Source organism: Cupriavidus pinatubonensis (assembly GCF_019602855.1).
Lineage (GTDB): Bacteria > Pseudomonadota > Gammaproteobacteria > Burkholderiales > Burkholderiaceae > Cupriavidus > Cupriavidus pinatubonensis.
The window spans coordinates 2416298-2436338 of sequence record NZ_CP080767.1 but is presented as its reverse complement, the minus strand read 5'-3'; the positions used below and the strand labels follow the sequence as shown (position 1 = coordinate 2436338).

The 20041-nt window shown below is 64.7% G+C and carries 19 protein-coding genes; 14 read left to right on the top strand and 5 right to left on the bottom strand.

Going from position 1 to position 20041, the window contains the following annotated elements:
* Positions 1–3 precede the first annotated feature (3 nt).
* Both K2O51_RS23930 and K2O51_RS23925 read right to left on the bottom strand, forming a co-directional pair.
* Positions 4–1422, bottom strand: coding sequence for a sensor histidine kinase (locus K2O51_RS23930; protein WP_011298263.1), 1419 nt, complete (start codon positions 1420–1422; stop codon positions 4–6).
* Entirely contained in the window at positions 1419–2099 is a 681-nt protein-coding gene (locus K2O51_RS23925) for a response regulator (RefSeq protein WP_011298262.1), read from the bottom strand. The genes K2O51_RS23930 and K2O51_RS23925 overlap by 4 nt, the downstream gene beginning before the upstream one ends.
* A 495-nt stretch (positions 2100–2594) precedes the next feature.
* Between K2O51_RS23925 and K2O51_RS23920 the strand changes: the two genes are divergently transcribed.
* Positions 2595–3653, top strand: coding sequence for a porin (locus K2O51_RS23920; protein ID WP_041679645.1), 1059 nt, complete (start codon positions 2595–2597; stop codon positions 3651–3653).
* Positions 3654–3829: 176 nt separating this feature from the next.
* On the opposite strand, the gene K2O51_RS23915 is transcribed toward K2O51_RS23920, so the two are convergent.
* The gene (locus K2O51_RS23915; protein ID WP_140950601.1) at positions 3830–4804 is read right to left on the bottom strand and encodes an NADPH:quinone oxidoreductase family protein; all 975 of its coding nucleotides are present in this window, start codon (positions 4802–4804) and stop codon (positions 3830–3832) included.
* 217 nt (positions 4805–5021) lie between these two features.
* Between K2O51_RS23915 and surE the strand changes: the two genes are divergently transcribed.
* From surE to K2O51_RS23890, 5 genes are read left to right on the top strand one after another with little or no spacing between them, the layout of a single operon-like run.
* On the top strand, positions 5022–5774 hold the full coding sequence (surE, locus tag K2O51_RS23910) for a 5'/3'-nucleotidase SurE (protein WP_140950594.1): 753 nt from the start codon (positions 5022–5024) through the stop codon (positions 5772–5774).
* Between the two features lie 28 nt (positions 5775–5802).
* Entirely contained in the window at positions 5803–6696 is an 894-nt protein-coding gene (locus K2O51_RS23905) for a protein-L-isoaspartate(D-aspartate) O-methyltransferase (RefSeq protein ID WP_140950593.1), read from the top strand.
* 8 nt (positions 6697–6704) lie between these two features.
* Positions 6705–7568 carry a peptidoglycan DD-metalloendopeptidase family protein gene (locus tag K2O51_RS23900; RefSeq protein ID WP_140950592.1) on the top strand — a complete coding sequence of 288 codons (864 nt, stop codon included), beginning with the start codon at positions 6705–6707 and terminating at the stop codon, positions 7566–7568.
* A gap of 6 nt (positions 7569–7574) precedes the next feature.
* Positions 7575–8750, top strand: coding sequence for an RNA polymerase sigma factor RpoS (gene rpoS, locus K2O51_RS23895; protein WP_011298256.1), 1176 nt, complete (start codon positions 7575–7577; stop codon positions 8748–8750).
* Positions 8747–9583 carry a 3'-5' exonuclease gene (locus tag K2O51_RS23890; RefSeq protein WP_011298255.1) on the top strand — a complete coding sequence of 279 codons (837 nt, stop codon included), beginning with the start codon at positions 8747–8749 and terminating at the stop codon, positions 9581–9583. The genes rpoS and K2O51_RS23890 overlap by 4 nt, the downstream gene beginning before the upstream one ends.
* Positions 9584–9616: 33 nt before the next feature.
* Here K2O51_RS23890 and K2O51_RS23885 read toward each other — a convergent pair whose 3' ends face one another.
* Positions 9617–10471, bottom strand: coding sequence for an endonuclease/exonuclease/phosphatase family protein (locus tag K2O51_RS23885; RefSeq protein WP_011298254.1), 855 nt, complete (start codon positions 10469–10471; stop codon positions 9617–9619).
* 132 nt (positions 10472–10603) lie between these two features.
* On the opposite strand from K2O51_RS23885, the gene rlmD reads away from it, so the two are divergent.
* Positions 10604–11995, top strand: coding sequence for a 23S rRNA (uracil(1939)-C(5))-methyltransferase RlmD (gene rlmD, locus K2O51_RS23880; protein ID WP_011298253.1), 1392 nt, complete (start codon positions 10604–10606; stop codon positions 11993–11995).
* 74 nt (positions 11996–12069) lie between these two features.
* On the opposite strand, the gene K2O51_RS23875 is transcribed toward rlmD, so the two are convergent.
* Positions 12070–12771 carry a Bax inhibitor-1/YccA family protein gene (locus K2O51_RS23875; RefSeq protein WP_011298252.1) on the bottom strand — a complete coding sequence of 234 codons (702 nt, stop codon included), beginning with the start codon at positions 12769–12771 and terminating at the stop codon, positions 12070–12072.
* Between the two features lie 345 nt (positions 12772–13116).
* Here K2O51_RS23875 and ndk point away from each other — a divergent pair, with 345 nt between their 5' ends.
* From ndk to K2O51_RS23840, 7 genes are all read left to right on the top strand, one after another.
* Positions 13117–13542 carry a nucleoside-diphosphate kinase gene (gene ndk / locus K2O51_RS23870; RefSeq protein WP_011298251.1) on the top strand — a complete coding sequence of 142 codons (426 nt, stop codon included), beginning with the start codon at positions 13117–13119 and terminating at the stop codon, positions 13540–13542.
* Between the two features lie 51 nt (positions 13543–13593).
* Complete coding sequence (gene rlmN, locus K2O51_RS23865; RefSeq protein WP_011298250.1) at positions 13594–14748, top strand: dual-specificity RNA methyltransferase RlmN; 1155 nt, start codon at positions 13594–13596, stop codon at positions 14746–14748.
* Complete coding sequence (gene pilW / locus K2O51_RS23860; protein ID WP_011298249.1) at positions 14745–15524, top strand: type IV pilus biogenesis/stability protein PilW; 780 nt, start codon at positions 14745–14747, stop codon at positions 15522–15524. The genes rlmN and pilW overlap by 4 nt, the downstream gene beginning before the upstream one ends.
* Entirely contained in the window at positions 15517–16533 is a 1017-nt protein-coding gene (locus K2O51_RS23855; protein ID WP_011298248.1) for a RodZ domain-containing protein, read from the top strand. Before pilW ends, K2O51_RS23855 begins: the two co-directional genes overlap by 8 nt.
* A 40-nt stretch (positions 16534–16573) precedes the next feature.
* Positions 16574–17866 (top strand): flavodoxin-dependent (E)-4-hydroxy-3-methylbut-2-enyl-diphosphate synthase, encoded by a 1293-nt coding sequence (gene ispG, locus K2O51_RS23850; protein WP_011298247.1) that lies wholly within the window; start codon positions 16574–16576, stop codon positions 17864–17866.
* Positions 17867–17905: 39 nt separating this feature from the next.
* Positions 17906–19276 carry a histidine--tRNA ligase gene (gene hisS / locus K2O51_RS23845; RefSeq protein ID WP_011298246.1) on the top strand — a complete coding sequence of 457 codons (1371 nt, stop codon included), beginning with the start codon at positions 17906–17908 and terminating at the stop codon, positions 19274–19276.
* A gap of 110 nt (positions 19277–19386) precedes the next feature.
* Positions 19387–20019 carry a YfgM family protein gene (locus tag K2O51_RS23840; RefSeq protein WP_011298245.1) on the top strand — a complete coding sequence of 211 codons (633 nt, stop codon included), beginning with the start codon at positions 19387–19389 and terminating at the stop codon, positions 20017–20019.
* The last annotated feature ends 22 nt before the right edge of the window (positions 20020–20041 follow it).

The following is a 20041-nucleotide window of genomic DNA, read 5'->3' as shown; positions in this document are numbered from 1 at the left end:
GGACTAGGCCTGCGGCTCGCCACCCGGCGCGGGAAAGCGCACCGTCACGGTGAGCCCGCCGCCGGGCGTGTCGTCGAGGCCGGCAGTGGCCTGATGCAGCCTGGCGATCTCCCTGACAATCGGCAGCCCTAACCCGGTGCCTTCCACGCCTTGGCCGCTTTCGCCACGGTAGAAGCGTCGGAAAACGTCTTCGCGTTCGGCGGAGGCAATGCCGGGACCGTCGTCGATCACCTGCAGCTGGGCGGTGCCGTCCGCTTCCTGCGCCACCCGAACCGTGACAGTCGATCCGTCGCCCGCATAGCGGATCGCGTTGTCGATCAGGTTGCCGGTAAGTTCCTGCAGCAGTTCCATCTGCCCCTGCACCGTGACGGTGTCATCGCCTTCAAATCCCAGGTCCACGCCATGCCGGCGTGCGACCGACACCCATTCCAGTGCCACCGCTCGCGCAGCGGCATCGAGCGGCACGTCGCGCAGCGTGGGCGCGTAGCCGCTGTCCGGATCGAGCCTGGACAGCGACAGCAATTGCTGCACCCCCTTGGCTGCATGGCGCACGGTGCCGTGCAGCAGGCGCATGTGTTCGCGCACGCGCTCGCCATCGGGCTCGCGCAACGCCAGTTCGGATTCGGCCTGGATCACGGCGAGCGGCGTCTTGAGCTGATGCGCGGCATCGGCGAAGAAGCGCTTGCGTGCCTGCAGCATGCGGTGCAGGCGATCCACGTACTGGTTCAGCGCGCGCACCAGCGGCTTCATTTCGGACGGCAGGTCACGATGCTCGATCGGGTCGAGCTGGCTCGCGCTGCGCGCCGCCACCGTATCCGACAAGCGATGCAGTGGCCGCAGCCCGCGGCGCACGCCCAGCCAGACGATGCCGAGCGCCAGCGCTACCAGCACCAGTTCCTGCAGCAGCGAGCCCACCAGGATCTCGCGCGCCAACGCCTGGCGCGGTTCGATGGTTTCGCCCACCACGACCCACACCAGCTGGCTGCGGGCCGAGCCCACGTCATGGATTGGCAGCGCCTGCGCGGCCATGCGCAATGGCTGTTCGCGAAACACCGTGTCGTAGAACACGGTTCGGTAGAGCGGCGGGCGCGTGCCGGGCGGTCCCGGCAGATCGGTGTAGCCGGTGACCGTCTCGCCGTGCTCGTCGCGCACCTGATAGAAGACGTGGGGGCCTGCCTTGTCGTCGAACAGTTCGAGTGCCAGGTTCGGCACGTCGATCTCGAGCCGGCCGTCGCGCAGGGCAATGCCCTCGCGCATGGCGCGCAGCGATGCCTCGAGCGTGCGGTCGAACGCCGTGTGCGCAGCCGACATGGCGCGCTCATAGGTCAGCCAGGCATCGAGCGCCAGCAATCCCAGCAGCGGCAGTAGCAGCCACAGCGACAGTTGCAGGCGCAGGCTCGGTGTCCTGCCCCACATGTTCATGGCGCAGGCTGTGGCCGCGCTTCGATCAGATAGCCGAGCCCACGCAGCGTGACGATCGCCACGCCGCTGCCATCGAGCTTCTTGCGCAGGCGGTGGATGTAGATCTCGATGGCATCCGGATTGACCGACTCGTCAATGCCGAAGATCTTCTCGGAGAGGGCTGACTTGTTGACGGCCTTGCCATTACGCAGCAACAGCACTTCGAGCACCGATCGCTCGCGCCGCGTGAGTTGCAGCAGTTCGCCGTCGATCGTGAACGCGCGGCTCACGCTGTCGTAGTGCAGGGGGCCGCAACTCAGCTGTGTGGATTCATGGCCGTGGCTGCGGCGGATCAGCGCGCGTGCGCGCGCTTCTAGCTCGGAAAGGTCAAAGGGCTTGGCCAGGTAGTCGTCGGCGCCCAGGTCCAGACCGCGCACGCGGTCCTCCACCGAGCCATGCGCGGTCAGGATGAGCACAGGCATGCGGTTGCGGCGTTGGCGCAGCCGGCGCAGCACTTCAAGACCGTCCAGCCGTGGCAAGCCGAGATCGAGGATCAGCAACGCATAGTCCTGCGTGGCCAGCAGGTGGTCGGCGCTACGGCCGTCGTGCATGCAGTCGACGGTAAACCCGGCCTGGGTCATGGCCTGGGTCAGCGAGTTGGCCAGCATCAGGTTGTCTTCGGCAAGCAGGATACGCATCGGGGTAATTCAAAGCGGCAAGGCAGGCAGCGCTGCGGGACGGGCAAGGCGGCGCTTGCTGCACCGGCCCAATAGCCGTGCGCCCAGGCGTGCATGTCCGTGTCCCGCCACGGCGCACAGCCCGGGGGCAATTCAATGGATGGAATGGCCCAGACAGATACAGCCAAGTGCACGGTCTTTGAAACTAGGGAAACTCCCAACCCCGGGTTGGTGCATCACGCGCCAATCCGTCTTCGCACGAAAGCGAACTGAAAGTGCCGGTCCCCTACGATGCCGCTCATTCGAGTGTTCCACCGCCAGCGGATGGAGCGCCATAACGACCAGGGGACAGGTTGTGGTGGGTGTGCCGGCATGCGGTCGTGCCGGTACTGCGGCCGACGCGGGGCGGCCGTCATGCCACCGCGATTCGCCGCCGGCTTTACCGGCGGGCACGATCCTCAGGCGAACGCGATGGCTGTTACCACAAACCACAACAAGCAAAGCAAGGAGAGAAGAATGAAACGTACGGCATTGGCTCTGGCCTGCATCGGTCTGACGGGCACCGGTTCGGTCTGCGCCCAGTCGAGCGTGACCATGTATGGCCTGGTCGACGCGGGGGTCGAGTATGTCAACCATGCCGGGCCCAATGGCTCAGTGGTCAAGCTGACCTCGGGCGGGCGCAATACCTCGCGCTGGGGCATGCGCGGCGTCGAGGATCTCGGCGGCGGCCTGAAGGCGGTGTTCAACCTGGAAAGCGGCATTGCCATCGACACCGGCAATCTCGATACGAGCGGCACGCTGTTCGATCGCCGCGCCACGGTCGGCCTCAGCAGCAACTATGGCCAGGTGGTCATGGGCCGCACGTTCACCACGACGTACGACTTCATGCTGCCGTTCGACCCGATGGGCTACGCGCCGAACTATTCGTGGGCGACGTCGTCCACGGCGACCGGCGGTCGCAAGGACGGCCTGTTCTCGCGTGCATCGAATGCCGTCCGCTATGACGGTAAGTTTGGCGGCCTGAAGCTGGGCGCGACCGCGGCCATGGGGGAAGTGGCGGGCGACTTCAAGACCGCGTCCAAGTATGCCCTCGGCGTCGGCTACAACGCGGGCAAGTTCGCCGCCGCGGCGACCTGGGATCGCCAGAACGGGGCTGGCAGCAGCACCACGCCGGCCGATACCACGGACTATATCCAGGGCATCCACGCGGGCGCGAGCTATGACTTCGGCAGCCTGTCGCTGTTTGCCGGCTACCGCAACTACAAGCGCACGCTGACCACCGGCGCGGCGTCGGAGCGCAGCGATATGTACTGGGGCGGCGCAAGCTATGACTTCACGCCGGCGTTCACGCTGTACGGCGCGGTCTACAAGCAGAACATCAAGGGCGGTAACGACGCCGATCCGATCCTGTTCTCGCTGCGCGCGCAGTACTCGTTCTCGAAGCGCACGCTGGCCTATCTGTCGGCCGGCTATGCCAAGGCCCGCAACGGCCAGAACGTCAGCCTGTCGCGCGATTTCGTGGGGTACGCCAACAGCCAGACCGGCGTGATGGCCGGCCTGCAGCACCGCTTCTGATCAGAGAGTGTCATGTCGAGTCAGCGACTGTTGGAGTGGCTGACCTGATTGGGAACTGTCTTCCGCTGCCAGTAGGGGTGTGCGTGAAGGTGGAAGACAGCTTGGGGCGTATTGCCCCAGCAGGGGATGCAGAGCGTTGCCGCACGCTCTGCGTCCTTATTTTTTGTGGCGCCTGTTCAGGGAACGATCACCACCTTGCCGGTCACCTTGCGCGCTTCCATGTCCTTGAGCGCCTGCGGAGCCTGCTCCAGCGGGTAGCGCGCGGAGATGTGCGGGCGCAGCTTGCCTTGCTTCATCCAGCCAAGCATTTGCGCCATATTGGCCTGGTTCGCACGCGGTTCGCGCCGCACGAAATCGCCCCAGAACACGCCCACGAGCGAAGCCCCCTTGAGCAGCGCCAGGTTCAGCGGAATCTTCGGGATCTCGCCATTGGCGAAGCCCACCACCAGATAGCGGCCCCGCCATGCGATCGAGCGGAACGCCGGTTCGGCATAGACGCCACCCACAGGGTCGTAGATCACGTCCGGACCGTTGCCATCGGTCAGCGCCTTGACGCGTTCGCGCAGGTCTTCGGTGCTGTAGTTGATCAGCGCATCGGCGCCGTGTTCCTTGCAAACTGCGAGCTTTTCATCGGTCGACGCCGCCGCGATGACGCGCGCGCCGATGGCCTTGCCGATTTCAATCGCGGCAAGCCCCACGCCGCCAGCTGCGCCGAGCACCAGCATGGTCTGTCCGGCCTTGAGTTCGCCACGGTCGACGACGGCGTGGTGCGAGGTGCCGTAGGTAAGGGTGAATGCTGCCGCGGTTTCGTAATCCACGCCGGGCGGCATGGGCACGACCTTGTTGGCCGGCGCCTTCACGTGCGAAGCGAATGCGCCGTTGCCGAGATACGCAATGACGTTGTCGCCGGGCTTGACGTGCGTGACGCCCGCGCCAACGGCAGTCACGATGCCCGCCAGTTCCGAGCCCGGCGTGAACGGCAGTTCCGGCTTGGCCTGGTATTTGTTCTGGATGATGAGCACATCCGGGAAATTCACGCCGGCGGCCTTTACCTCGATGACCACTTCGCCCTGATCCGGCACCGGATCCGGCAGGGTTTCGACGGTCAGGGAATCGGGCGGCCCCCAGGCCTTGCACAGTACGGCTTTCATCATGTCTCCGGTGATATGTATGGGCGGGTAATCGTGCCGTGTGCCGCCGCGCGCGGCGAGACGGCAAGACCAAGTGTAACGCAAATAGCACGATCGTTCTGTTATGGGCTTTCACCCGTTTGCGCGAGTTTGCCGACGCGCCGGCGACGCCTGGCAGAGCGGTTTGGCAGTGCCTTGAGAGGCCGCTTGCACAGTCGTCGTCAGGTACAATCGCGGGATGCACATTCTTCTCGCTAACGACGACGGTTATCTCGCGCCGGGACTGGCCGTCCTGCATGCCGCGCTCGCGCCGCTGGGCCGCATTACGGTGATCGCGCCCGAGCAAAACCACAGCGGTGCTTCTAATTCGCTGACGCTGCAGCGACCGCTTTCGATCTATGAAGCGCGGGAAGGCGTGCAGAAGGGTTTCCGCTTCGTCAACGGCACGCCGACCGACTGCGTGCATATCGCGCTGACCGGCCTGCTCGACGAAAAACCCGACCTGGTGGTGTCCGGCATCAACCAGGGACAGAACATGGGCGAGGACGTGCTGTACTCCGGCACGGTCGCCGCCGCTATCGAAGGCTACCTGCTCGGCATTCCTTCCATTGCTTTCTCGCAGCTGCACAAGGGCTGGGAGCATCTCGACGCCGCCGCCCGCGTGGCGCGCGACATTGTCGAACGCGCGATTGCGACGCCGCCGGTCGAACCGTTCCTGCTGAACGTCAATATCCCGAACCTGCCGTTCGAACACATCAAGGGCTATCGTGCCACGCGGCTCGGCAAGCGGCATCCGTCGCAGCCGGTGATCGCGCAGGTCAATCCGCGCGGCGATCTCAATTACTGGATCGGCGCCGCCGGGGACGCACGCGATGCGAGCGAGGGCACGGATTTCCACGCGACCGCCGAAGGCTATGTTTCGCTGACGCCGTTGCAACTCGACCTCACACATCGTGGCCAGCTCGAGGCGCTTGCCCAGTGGCTGAACTAGCCATTCCCGCCGCAGTGCCTCAGCGCCGATGAGTCCCACACCCCCTCGCAGCAAGTTTCCCCTGCCGCTGGATGCGGTAGTCCAGCGCAAGCCAGCACCGGCGCGTACCGCCGGCATGCCCGCGGTCGGTGCGCCGGGCCCTGCGCAGGCGCAGGCCAAAGCCCGCGACAAGCAGCCGTCGGCGCCCACGGCTGCGGCCAGCGCCGTAGAGGCGCGTGCCTCGGCGGCGACGGCGGGCGGGGGGGGCATGGCATCGGACCGCGCGCGCGGCGCGCTGGCGGCGCGGCTGCGCGCCTCGGGTATCCGCGACGAACGCGTGCTGGCCGCCATTGGCACTGTGCCGCGCCATCTGTTTGTCGAGCCCGGGCTGGCATCGCAGGCGTATGAAGATGCAGCGCTGCCCATCGGCCATCAGCAGACGATCTCGAAGCCTTCCGTGGTGGCGCGCATGATCGAACTGCTGCGCGAGGGCCTTTCGGCGGACACGCCGGTCGAGCGCGTGCTGGAGATCGGCACCGGCTGCGGTTATCAGGCCGCGGTGCTGAGCCTGGTGGCGCGTGAAGTTTTTTCCATCGAGCGCATCCGACCGTTGCACGAGCAGGCCAAGGCGAACCTGCGGCCGCTGCGTGTGCCGAACCTGCGGCTGCACTATGGCGACGGCAGGCTAGGCCTGCCGCAGGCTGCGCCGTTTTCGGCCATCATCCTTGCCGCCGCCGGCATGGAGGTGCCGCAGGCCCTGCTCGAGCAGCTTGCCATCGGCGGCAGGCTGATCGCGCCCGTGGCGGTGGTTCCGCCAGCGGGCGGATCGGGCCAGACGGTCACGCAGCAGTTGCTGCTGATCGAGCGGCTCAATCGGCATCGTTTTCACCGGACCGCGCTTGAAGCCGTTTTCTTTGTGCCCTTAAAATCGGGCACCATCTGAGTCGAACTATGCACAAGATCGTGAATTCGCAACAATTTGCACGCGCAGGCCAGCTTGTGGCGGCTTCCACGCTGGTGGCGATGCTGGCAGCCTGCGCCAACTCGCCGATGCCGGCACCCGTGGTGGACCGGACTTCCACTGCCGGCACTGCCCCTGCAGCCCCGCTGGAGCCGGCACCCCCTGGGTACTATCGGGTCAAGCGAGGCGATACCCTTTACCGCATCGCGCTCGAGAACGGCCAGTCGTACCGCGATGTCGCGGGCTGGAACAATATCAGCAACGCCAACCAGATCGAGGTCGGCCAGTTGTTGCGTGTCGTGCCGCCAGGCGCCGACGTCAACGCCGGCCAGGGCGTGACCACGACGCCGGTGGCGCCGGGCGCGATCCAGTCGCAGCCGATCGATCAGGCGCGGCCGGCCGGCACGCCGGTGCCGCCGCCTGCAGCCACCACCGCGCCTGCGGCAGGTGCCGCAGCGTCCGCGGGCACGTCAGGCCCGGTTGCGGACACCGCGATGAAACTTGCTTGGCCGGCAACCGGCCAACTGGTCGGTAAATTTGATGACAAGAGCAATAAAGGCATCGATATTGCGGGCAAGAAAGGCGATGCCGTGCTCGCCGCCGACGACGGTCGGGTGATTCACGTTGGCCCCTTGCGCGGCTACGGGAATCTTGTCATCATCAAACACAACGAGACATTTCTTACTGCCTACGGCCACAACGACAAGGTGCTCGTGGCAGAGCAATCAACGGTCCGAAAGGGGCAGAAGATTGCGGAGATGGGCAATAGTGATACCGACCGGGTAAAGCTTCACTTCGAAGTTCGCAAGAACGGAAAGCCGGTTGATCCGATGCGGTATCTGCCACCACAGTGAGGGTTCATGCCACGCCAGAAAACTGTCTCCTCCGGAACCGTCAGCAGGGCTCGCCGTCCCAAGCAGCCGGAAGTGAAGGCTGGTGTGGCCCAAACCGACGATCGCGTTGAACTGGATGCATTCGACAAGGATGTCGGTGCCGACCTGATTCCCCCGACCGACGAGCCGATCTCGACCACGACAACGGTCGGCCTGCGCGAAGCCGATTTGCTCAGCGACGACAACGACCGTCAGCTGCGCGATGATGACGAGGATGAGGCAGAGGAGGAAGAGGAATCCGAAAGCGAGAACGTCGCCGAAGCGGCGCCCGAGCATGACGACTTCCGTACCGTGCTGCATACCGAGCTGGCTGCCGATACGGTCCAGCACTATCTGAATCGCATCAGCATCAAGCCGCTGCTGTCCGCTCCTGAGGAGTTGCATTTCTCGACGCTGGCCAAGGACGGCGATTTTTCCGCGCGGCAGGTCATGATCGAACGCAACCTGCGCCTGGTCGTGAGCATCGCCAAGGGTTATCTCAATCGCGGCGTGCCGCTGCTGGACCTGATCGAGGAAGGCAACCTTGGTCTCATGCACGCGATCGAGAAATTCGATCCGTCACGCGGTTTCCGTTTTTCTACCTACGCGACCTGGTGGATCCGCCAGAGCATCGAGCGCGCCATCATGAACCAGGCGCGCACGGTACGGCTGCCGGTCCACGTGATCCGTGAACTCAACCAGGTGCTGCGCGCCAAGCGGCATCTCGAAAAAGGCGGCACCGACGGCCGCGACGCCAGTCTCGAAGACATTGCCCACCTGCTGGGCAAGACGCCTGACGAGGTGCAGGACGTGCTGGCGCTTAACGAACATACCACCTCGCTCGATACGCCGTTTGACCTGGACCCGGGCTCCAGCCTGCTGGACTTCCTTTCCGACGAGCACAACGCCGCCCCGGACCAGGAAGTCGCGCACCGCGAGCTCGAAGGCCTGATGAAGCTGTGGCTGGCCCGCCTGTCGGAAAAGCACCGCTATGTGGTGGAGCGCCGCTTCGGCCTCAACCATATCGAACCGGCCACGCTTGAAGAGCTGGCCGAAGAGATGGGCCTGACGCGCGAACGCGTGCGCCAGATCCAACAGGAAGCCCTGGTCAAGCTCAAGCGGCATTTCGCATCGCAAGGTGTCAGGAAGGACGCTGTTCTATGACCCCTGTGCTGGTATTCGACATCGAGACCATTCCCGATGTCGACGGCCTGCGCCGTTTGCATGACCATCCCGCATCGATGAGCGACGAGGAAGTCGCCGAGCAAGCGTTCTCAGCCCGCCGCGAAAAGACCGGAAGCGATTTCCTGCCGCACTATCTGCAGCGCGTCGCGGCGATCTCGTGCGTGTTGCGCCGGACGCAGCGCGACGGCTCGGCCGTGTTCCATGTCGGCTCGCTGGGAACGCTCGAGGATGGTGAGGCCACGCTGATCCAGAAGTTCTACGAACTGATTGCGCGCTACAGCCCGCAGCTTGTGTCGTGGAACGGTGGCGGCTTCGACTTGCCCGTGCTGCACTATCGTGGCCTGGTCCATGGCGTGACCGCGCCGCGATACTGGGAAATGGGCGAGGGCCGCGACGACGACAGCCGCGACTTCAAGTGGAACAACTACATCAGCCGCTACCACATGCGGCATCTGGACCTGATGGACCTCCTTGCCATGTACCAGCCGCGCGCAAGCGCGCCGCTGGATGACCTGGCCAAGCTGTGCGGCTTCCCAGGCAAGATGGGGATGGATGGCAGCAAAGTCTGGCAGGCGTACCGGGAAGGTCAGCTCGACGCGATCCGCGCCTATTGCGAGACCGACGTTGTCAACACCTACCTGATGTACTGCCGCTTCCAGCTCATGCGCGGCGGCCTGCTGCCGCGCGAGTTCGATCTCGAGATGGAACTCGTGCAGGAATCGCTGGCCGAGCTGCCAGGCGAGCAGTGGATGGAATACCTGCGTGCATTCCGCCTGAAGCGCCTGACGCCAGAAGACGAAGAGATCGAGTAAGTTGGCGAACGGTCGGCGATCCCGCGGGCCTTTTCATATATCCAGTGACAGCACGATGGGCTGGTGATCCGAGTCCTTCGTCGCTGCATTGACTTCGCAACGCCTGACGCGTTCCGCCAGGTTCTCGGTGACAAAGACGAAATCGCACGCGAAGGGCGGCTCGGGCCATTGCTCCTTGTCGTACATCGCGCAGGTCGGCGCATGCGACTGGCCCGGATGGATGTGCATCCAGGCATCGCGCCACGGCGTGGTGTCGTCGTCGAACGGTTCGAGCATTCGCCGGTAGGCGATGTCGTCGGGCTTGCTGTTAAAGTCGCCGCAAAGGACGGCTTCCGTTGGCCGCACCGCCGGCGTGAATGGCCCCGGCGTCGATTCACTGCGCCCGGGACGCAGCGCATGGCCGCATGCTTCCGCGTGCCAGTCTCGCAGGGCGTTTGCCTGGGCGGCGCGCTGATGCGCCGAGTAGTATTCCAGGTGTGTGCAGATGACGCGCAACGGCCGGCTGCCGGCCTGCAGCGTCGCTTCGATCGCGACGCGGGGCATGGACGCTACGTCGGGGTCCGCCGGCCACGGCAGCGCGTGGCGGAAGACTTCATGCACGGGCAGGCGCGTGGCAATCAGGTTGCCGAACTGGCGCGGGCCACCGTCGCTGCCGAAGCGGTCGACGCCCGGCGCGAACAGCAGCCGATAGCCGGGCAACAGCGCGGACAGTTCGGACACCTGGTCTGCCCCGGGCGCGCCGCGCAGCTCGCCGAAGCCGCGTGTGACTTCCTGCAGGCAGATGACGTCGGCATCGGCCATCGCCCGCATGGTGGCCACGCTGCGGGACAGGTCCACGCGTCCGTCAGCGCCGCGGCCCCATTGAATGTTCCATGAAATCAGTTCCATTGCATCACTCCTTTGCGCGATGCGGCACCATTACCCGGGCGTCGGAGCGCGCGTCTGGACTACAATCGCGCTTTCGCAAAACAATACGTCAGGTTTCGTCTGGTGTCCCAAGCCGTGTCCTCCCCACAAGAAATGCCGGCAGCGCCGCGTGCGGCATCTGCCTCTCCGGCTGCCGTCGCGCCCGGTTCCGATCCCGTGGTTTCCATTGACAGCCTCGACATGGAGGCGCGCGGCGTCGGGCGCCTGGTCAATGAAGACGGCACTCCCGGCAAGGTCATCTTCGTCGAAGGTGCGTTGCCCGGCGAAACCGTGAGCTACAAGAGCTTCCGCCGCAAGCCGAGCTACGAACAGGCCCATCTGCTGGAAGTGCGTCGAGAATCGGTGATGCGTGTCAAGCCAGGTTGCAAGCACTTTGGCGTGTGCGGCGGATGCTCCATGCAGCACCTGGACTCGCGCGCGCAGCTTGCGATCAAGCAGCGGGTACTCGAAGACAACCTCTGGCACCTGTCGAAGGTTCGTCCGGAAGTGATGTTCCGGCCGATCGCCGGGCCGGACTGGGGCTATCGCTACCGCGCACGGCTGACGGTGCGGTATGTGGCTAAGAAGGGTGGGGTACTGGTGGGTTTCCACGAGCGCAAGAGCAGCTACGTGGCGGACATGACGAGCTGCGAGATCCTTCCGCCACATATCTCGGCGATGCTGGTGCCGTTGCGCGAACTGGTGACGGGCTTGTCCATTCGCGACCGCATGCCGCAGATCGAACTGGCGGTGGGCCATGAGGTTACGGCGCTGGTGCTGCGCATCCTCGAACCGCTGACCGACGCGGACAAGGACCTGCTGCGCGCCTTCGCGGACCAGCACAATGTCCAGTTCTGGCTCCAGCCCAAGGGCCCGGATACCGTTGTGCCCTTCTATCCGCTCGACCGTGAGCTGGCCTATACGCTGCCCGAGTTCGGCATCCGTATGCCGTTCAAGCCGACCGACTTCACGCAGGTCAACCACCACATCAACAGGGTACTGATCGGCCGCGCACTGCGCCTGCTGGACGTCCAGCCCCAAGACCGCCTGCTCGACCTGTTCTGCGGCATCGGCAACTTCACGCTGCCACTCGCCACGCAGGGCCGCTCGGTCATGGGCATTGAAGGCAGCGAGGCGCTGACGACCCGGGCGCTGGCGAATGCCGGCTACAACGGCCTGGCGGAAAAGACGGAATTCGCCTGCCGCAACCTGTTCGAAGTGACCGCCGAAGATATCGCCGCGCTGGGCCGCTTCGATCGCTGGTTGATCGACCCGCCGCGCGAAGGTGCGCTGGCGGTGTGCAAGGCGCTGGGCGAGCTGTCGCAGCAGGGCAGCGACGTGCTGCCGCAACGCATCGTCTATGTGTCGTGCAGCCCGGCAACACTGGCGCGCGACGCGGGCCTGCTGGTGCATGAGGCCGGGTATCGCCTGGCAGGGGCGGGCGTCGTGAACATGTTCCCGCATACGTCGCACGTCGAATCGATTGCCGTCTTCGAGCGGCGTTGAGCGCGCGACAACGCTAGCGCCCAATGAAAAACGCCGGCCAAGTGGCCGGCGTTCTTGTTTTACGCAGGACTGCGTCAGTCGCGGCTGCCGCCGAAGATGCCCAGCAGGGCCAGCAGGTTCGTGAAAACGTTGTAGACGTCGAGGTAGATCGCCAGCGTGGCCGTGATGTAGTTGGTTTCGCCGCCATTTACCACGCGCTGCACATCGAACAGGATGTACGCCGAGAAAATGCCGATGGCGATCACCGACACCGTGATCATCAGCGACGGAAGTTGCAGCCAGATATTGGCCACGCTCGCCAGAATCAGCAGGATCAGGCCGACGAACAGGAACTTGCTGAGGCCCGAGAAATCACGCTTGCTGACCGTCGCAATGGTAGCCATGGCGCCAAACACCGCCGCTGTGCCGCCAAAGGCATACATGATCAGCGCCGGCCCATTCGAGAACTGCAGCACCGCGCCGATCAGGCGCGACAGCATCAGGCCCATGAAGAACGTGAAGGCGAGCAGCAGGACCACGCCCATGCTGCTGTTCTTGGTCTTCTCGATGCCGTAGAAGAACGCGAATGCGATGCCGAGGAACAGGATCAGCGACAAGCCGGGGCTGCCGGCCATGAAGCTGAAGCCCGTGGCCACGCCGATCCATGCGCCGAGCACGGTCGGGATCATCGAAATGGCGAGCAGCCAGTAGGTGTTGCGCAATACCCGATTACGCACGACGACATCGCTGACCGTCGACGCATTGCCGAAACCGTAGGTGTTCAGCTTGTTATCCATGGTGACTCCTGTTTCTGAATGGTGAGGCGCCGGAGCGACCCGGAGCGACGCAACGCCAATGTGGCACCGCGTCTGCGGAATTGCAAGAGGATTAAAGTGTCGCATGGGCCACTTCCATGCGGTAAAGGCCAGATTTGTTGCTCACGTTGGACGGTTTTATATGTATTGCGTTCCGTGCATTGTGTGGTCAACGGAAGGTGTCGGTTTCGACGCCCCGGATATGGCGTTTTCCGCTCATGCAGCTGCACTTTCGCGAAAGGCTGGCTGCGCTCGAAACCGTCATCGTCTCGTGCTAGAATTGCACGTTTAATCCATTTGTAACCCCTTCATTTTTCGGAGTTTTTCATGGCGATCGAACGCACCCTGTCGATTATCAAGCCGGATGCCGTGGCCAAGAACGTTATCGGCCAGATCTACGCCCGTTTCGAGGCCGCCGGCCTGAAGATCGTTGCTGCCAAGATGGTGCACCTGTCGCGCGGCGAAGCCGAGCAGTTCTACGCTGTCCACAAGGAGCGTCCGTTCTTCAAGGACCTCGTCGACTTCATGGTTTCCGGCCCGGTCATGATCCAGGCGCTGGAAGGTGAAGGCGCCATCGCCAAGAACCGCGACCTGATGGGCGCCACCGACCCGAAGAAGGCCGACAAGGGCACCATCCGCGCCGACTTCGCCGACAGCATCGACGCGAACGCCGTGCACGGTTCGGACGCTGCTGAAACTGCCGCTGTGGAAATTGCCTTCTTCTTCCCGGGCATGAACGTTTATACCCGTTGATTGTCTGGTCAATTCCAAGACTAGACAGACACGGAAGCTGAGTTTGCCGTCATGAACGATCTCGTCAACCTGCTCGACCTGGATGCGGACGCGCTCACTGCCTATTGCGGCGAGCTCGGCGAGAAGCCGTTTCGTGCGCGGCAGCTGCAACGCTGGATCCACCAGTTTGGTGCCAGCCGTTTCGACGCCATGTCGGACCTCGCCAAGTCGCTGCGCGAAAAGCTCGCGACGCGCGCCGAGATCCGTTCGCCGGCCGCCATCACCGACAACCTGTCGGCTGACGGCACGCGCAAGTGGCTGCTCGATGTCGGTAACGGCAACGCGGTGGAGACGGTGTACATCCCCGAGGAAACGCGCGGCACGCTGTGCGTCTCCTCGCAGGCGGGGTGCGCTGTCAACTGCCGGTTCTGCTCGACCGGCAAGCAGGGTTTCTCGCGCAATCTGACTACGGGCGAAATCATTGGCCAGTTGTGGATGGCGGAATTCGCCATGCGCGAACAGCTGGGCCGTGGGCCCAAGGACGACCGCGTCATCTCCAACGTGGTGATGATGGGTATGGGCGAGCCGCTGCTGAACTACGATGCCGTCGTGCCGGCCATGCGGCTGATGCTCGACGATAACGCGTATGGCCTGTCGCGCCGCCGCGTGACGCTGTCCACTTCCGGCGTGGTGCCGATGATGGACCGTCTGTCGAAAGACCTGCCGGTAGCGCTGGCCGTGTCTCTGCACGCGTCGAACGACGCCCTGCGCGACGTGCTCGTGCCGCTGAACAAGAAGTACCCGCTGGCCGAACTGATGGCGGCATGCCGCCGTTATCTGGAATTCGCCCCGCGCGATTTCATTACTTTCGAATACTGCATGCTCGATGGCGTCAATGACGGCGTCGAACATGCGCGGGAACTGTTGAAGCTTGTGGCCGACGTGCCGTGCAAGTTCAACCTGATCCCGTTCAATCCGTTCCCTGAATCGGGTTTGAAGCGTTCCAACAACGATCAGATCCGGCGCTTTGCGCAGGTACTGATGGATGCGGGCATCGTGACCACGATCCGCAAGACGCGCGGCGACGATATCGACGCGGCATGCGGCCAGCTTGCCGGGGAGGTCAAGGATCGCACCCGGCTTGCCGAGCGGGGCAAGTTCGGCAAGATCACGCCTTTGGTGCCGGTCGCCGCGACTGGCCAAGCCGGGGAGGCTCGCCCTGCATGATCCGTCTGATCGCTGCAGCCCTGTTGGGGCTGCTGATGTTGTCCGCCTGCCAGTTGCCGCCCGCACCGACGCAGGACCTCCAGACTACTTCCGACCAGACCGATGCAAGGCGCCGCGCCAGCATCCGGCTGCAGCTCGCCACCAATTACCTTGAGGCCGGCCAGAATTCGGTCGCACTTGACGAGGTGAAGCAGGCGATTGCCGCCGACCCGGCCATGGCCGACGCCTACCATGTGCGTGCGCTGGTCTACATGGCGATGAACGAGAAGGCGCTGGCCGACGACAGTTTCCGCACCGCGGTCTCCATGCGCGGCAATGACGGTGACCTGCTCAATAACTACGGCTGGTTCCTGTGCCAGGAAGGCCGGTATGGCGAGGCGGTGCCGATGCTCGAACGCGCGGTGTCGGCGCCTTCCGCTGGCGGGCCGGCAAAGCCGCTGATCAGCCTCGGAGCCTGCCAGTTGCGCAATGGCGCCGGCGCGGAAGCCGAGAAGAACCTGAAGGCGGCGCTCGGCTATGACCGGAACAATCCTGTCGCCAACACCAACCTGGCGCTCGTCTATTACCGGCGTGGCGACCTCAGGCAGGCTCAGCAATTTGCCGAGCGTGTCAACAACAGCAAATTCGCAAGCGCGCAATCCCTCTGGCTGGGTGCGCGCATTGCGCGCCGTCAGGGCGACGCGGCGGCGCAGGGTGCCCTGGCGGCACAGCTGCGCCAGCGTTTTCCCGACTCGCGCGAATTGAGCGCGTACGAACAAGGAGCATGGGATGAGTGAGCAAGAGCGCGCCGCAGGCCAGGCCGCATCGACGGGACACGTCGGCGGGGGCGCGACCGATTCAGAACGTGAAGCCGTGGCGCGCGAGATCGGCGCCCTGTTGGCGCAGGCACGGGAATCGCAACGGATGTCCGTCGAGGACGTGAGCGCCCGTCTGAAGGTGGCGGCGCCGAAGCTCGTGGCGATCGAATCCGGCAACGTCGAGGCGCTGCCCGACATCACGTTTGCCAAGGGCGTGATGCGCGCGTACGCACGCATGTTGCACGTGGACATTGACGGCTTGCTTGCGCGTTTCCACCCGCGGCCCGTGCAGGTCACCGAAATGGCGCGCCAGCGCGAAGGCGGTCTCAACGAGACGTTTGACGATCGCAGGCGCTTTGGCAAGCGCGGTGGCGGCGCAGGGGCCGGTGGGCGCTGGGTTTGGCTGGCACTCGTGATTGCCGGCCTGGCGGCAGGCGGCTGGTTCGGGCTCGACCATATGAAACAATGGCTGGAAGCGCGCAACAGCGCCGCTCAGGCCGCGCCAGCCGAAGTGCAGGAACCGGCGGGCCAGGGCGGCGAGCCGGGCACCGTGACGGCTGCACTGCCGCCGGTCATGGCTGCCGCCGACTCTCCGGCTCCGTCCGAGGAATTGCCCGCCAGCGCGCCGGCCGCGAGCGGCGTCGCGGTGCCCGCACAGTCCGCGGCAGCGACCACGGCCGTGCCCGCCGTGGCAACGACGGTCACGCCGGTTGCCAATACGGCGCCTGTTGCAGCGACTCCCGCGGCGCAAGGCGAACTTCAGATCAAGTTCTCCGCCGATACCTGGTACGAGATCCGCGACCGCAACGGCAAGGTTGTCCTCGGCGGTACCGCCAAGGCCGGCCAGGAAGTCGCGGGCGGCGGCACGGCACCGTACAAGGTGACCATCGGCAACGTCAAGGGTGTGGAATCGATGAGCCGGAACGGCACGCCGGTTGACCTGAAGGCGGCGAATCGCAACAACGTGGCGCGGTTGACGCTGCCCTGACGCGGCTCGACACCGTGCATCATTGCGAGGTGGTAACGCTATGAACGAACAGCTTTGTCTTCCGGTCCTGCCGGGCCCGCTGCCGCGCCGCGAAAGGCGCCAGGCGAGCATCGCGTGGGGCGACAACATCGTCACCATCGGTGGCAGCGCGCCGGTGCGCGTGCAGTCGATGACCAATACGGATACCGTCGATGCCATTGGCACGGCCATCCAGGTCAAGGAACTGGCGCGCGCGGGCTCCGAGATCGTGCGCATCACGGTCAATACGCCCGAGGCAGCGGCAGCGGTGCCGCATATCCGCGAGCAGCTCGACCGCATGGGCGTCAACGTGCCGCTGGTGGGCGATTTCCACTACAACGGCCACAAGCTGCTGCAGGACTATCCGGCCTGCGCCGAGGCGCTGTCGAAGTACCGCATCAACCCCGGCAATGTGGGGCAGGGCGCCAAGCGCGACACGCAATTCGCGCAGATGATCGAGATGGCCTGCCGGTACAACAAGCCGGTGCGCATCGGCGTCAACTGGGGCAGCCTGGACCAGGACCTGCTCGCGCGCATCATGGACGAGAACGCCGGCCGCGCGGAGCCGTGGCCCGCGCAGAGCGTGATGATCGAAGCGTTGATCACTTCGGCGATCGATTCGGCAAAGAAGGCCGAGGAAATCGGCCTGCCGGGCAACCAGATCATCCTGTCGTGCAAGGTGTCGCAGGTGCAGGAACTGATTGCGGTGTACCGCGAACTCGCGCGCCGCTGCGACTATGCGCTGCACCTCGGCCTGACCGAGGCGGGCATGGGCAGCAAGGGCATCGTGGCGTCGACGGCGGCGCTGTCGGTGCTGCTGCAGGAAGGCATCGGCGACACGATCCGGATTTCGCTGACGCCGGAACCCGGTGCGCCGCGCGAGAAGGAAGTCTATGTCGGGCAGGAAATCCTGCAGACCATGGGCATGCGGAATTTCACGCCGATGGTGATTGCGTGCCCCGGCTGCGGCCGCACGACGAGCACCACGTTCCAGGAACTGGCGGCAAGCATTCAGGCGTACCTGCGCGAGCAGATGCCGCAGTGGAAGACCGCTTATCCGGGCGTCGAAGAGATGGATGTGGCCGTGATGGGCTGCATCGTCAACGGCCCTGGCGAAAGCAAGCATGCCAACATCGGCATTTCGCTGCCGGGTTCGGGCGAATCGCCGGCGGCGCCGGTGTTTGTCGATGGCGTCAAGGTCAAGACGCTGCGCGGCGAGCGCATCGCCGAGGAATTCCAGGCGATCGTCGACGAGTACGTTCGCACGCATTACGGTCCGGGCGCAGCGCGGGCAGAGAAGGAAGCGGTGGCCTGAGCCGGCATTGGCCAGTCCACCCAGCAAGATAACGACAGAATGACGCAAAACGAGAATCCGTCCGCGCAAAGCGGCGCCAAGCCAGAAGACAAGGCACGCCCCGCGAAGGCCTTGCAGGGCGTGAAGGGCATGAACGACATGCTGCCCGCCGATGCCCCGCTGTGGGAGCATTTCGAGAACGCCGCGCGTGCGATGCTGCGCGCCTACGGCTACCAGCAGATCCGCACGCCGATCGTCGAGCATACCCAGCTGTTCGTGCGCGGTATCGGCGAGGTCACGGATATCGTGGAGAAGGAGATGTATTCCTTCACCGATGCGCTCAACGGTGAACAACTGACGCTGCGTCCGGAAGGCACTGCCGCCGCCGTGCGTGCGACCATCGAGCACAACCTGCTGTACGACGGCCCGAAGCGCCTGTGGTACACCGGCCCGATGTTCCGCCACGAGCGCCCGCAGCGCGGCCGCTATCGCCAGTTCCACCAGCTCGGCGCTGAGGCGCTCGGCTTTGCGGGCCCGGATGTGGATGCCGAGATCATCCTGATGTGCCAGCGCCTGTGGGACGACCTGGGCCTGACCGGCGTGCGGCTGGAGATCAACTCGCTGGGCCAGGCGCACGAGCGCGCCGCGCACCGCGAGGAGCTGATCAAGTACCTCGAAGGCTTCAAGGACATCCTGGACGAGGACGGCAAGCGCCGCCTCTACACGAATCCGCTGCGCGTGCTGGATACGAAGAATCCCGCGCTGCAGGAAATGGCCGCCAACGCGCCCAAGCTGATCGATTTCCTCGGTGAGGAATCGCTCGCCCACTTCGAGGGCGTGCAGCGGCTGCTCAAGGCCAACAACATCCCGTACAAGATCAACCCGCGCCTGGTGCGTGGGCTGGACTACTACAACCTGACGGTGTTCGAGTGGATCACCGACAAGCTCGGTGCGCAGGGCACCATCGCCGGTGGCGGCCGCTATGACCCGCTGATTGCGCAGATGGGCGGCAAGGCGGCGCCGGCTTGCGGCTGGGCCATGGGCATCGAGCGCATCATCGAGCTGATCCGCGAGGAAGGCGTGGTGCCTGATGCGGTCGGTTGCGACGTCTATCTGGTGCATCAGGGCGAAGCGGCGCAGCAGCAGGCGACGGTTGCCGCCGAGCGCCTGCGTGATGCCGGCCTGGACGTGGTGCTGCATGCCACGCCCGATGGCAAGAGCGGCAGCTTCAAGTCGCAGATGAAGCGCGCTGACGCGAGCGGTGCGGCGTATGCCGTGATCATTGGCGAAGATGAAGTCGCTGCGGGCGTGGTGCAGGTGAAGGAACTTCGCCAGGGCGCGCAGGCTGAAGGTGGTGGCCAGCAGGCGCAGGTGCCCGCTGAAAACCTGGTCGATTACCTGATCGACGCGATGGTCGGCGCCAGCGAATAACGCGACGACTGACGACGCAAGTAACGGCGTAGCAAGATCCGCCCGGCAGGAAGCGAAGCCTGCCGGAAGCGGCCTGAGATACAAACCAACCGCAAAAAGACTGCCTCGACATGGCATACGATCTGGAAGAGCAGGAACAGCTTGAAAATCTGAAGGCCTGGTGGCGTCAGTATGGCAATGCCCTGACGTGGATCCTGATTGCCGCCTTGCTGGCATTCGCTGCCTGGAACGGCTGGAAGTACTGGGAGCGCAAGCAGGCTTCCGAAGCGGCCGTGCTGTATGACCAGGTGATGAAGGCCGCCGAAGGCCGCGATGCCGAGCGCGTGAAGCGCGCAGCGGGCGACCTCGAGGACAAGTTCGGCAGGACCGCCTATGGCCCGATGAGTGCGCTGGTGGCCGCCAAAGTGCTGTACGATGCCGGCGATCTGGCAGGTGCAAAAACCCAGTTGCAGTGGGCAATGGACCACGGCGATGGCGAGTACTCGCATATCGCGCGCGTGCGCCTTGCCGGCGTGCTGCTTGATGAGAAGGCCTACGACCAGGGCCTGGCGCTGCTGAAGGACGAGCCGCCGGCGGCGTTCGTCGCGATCTACGCCGATCGCAGGGGCGATCTGCTCGCCGCGCAGGACAAGCGTGCCGATGCACGTGCCGCCTACCGCAAGGCGCTGGACAAGCTCGGTGCCGACGATCAGTCGATGCGCCAGATCATCCAGTTCAAGCTCGACGCGCTGGGCACGGCCTGATCGCCGCTGCACGTGAAGGACA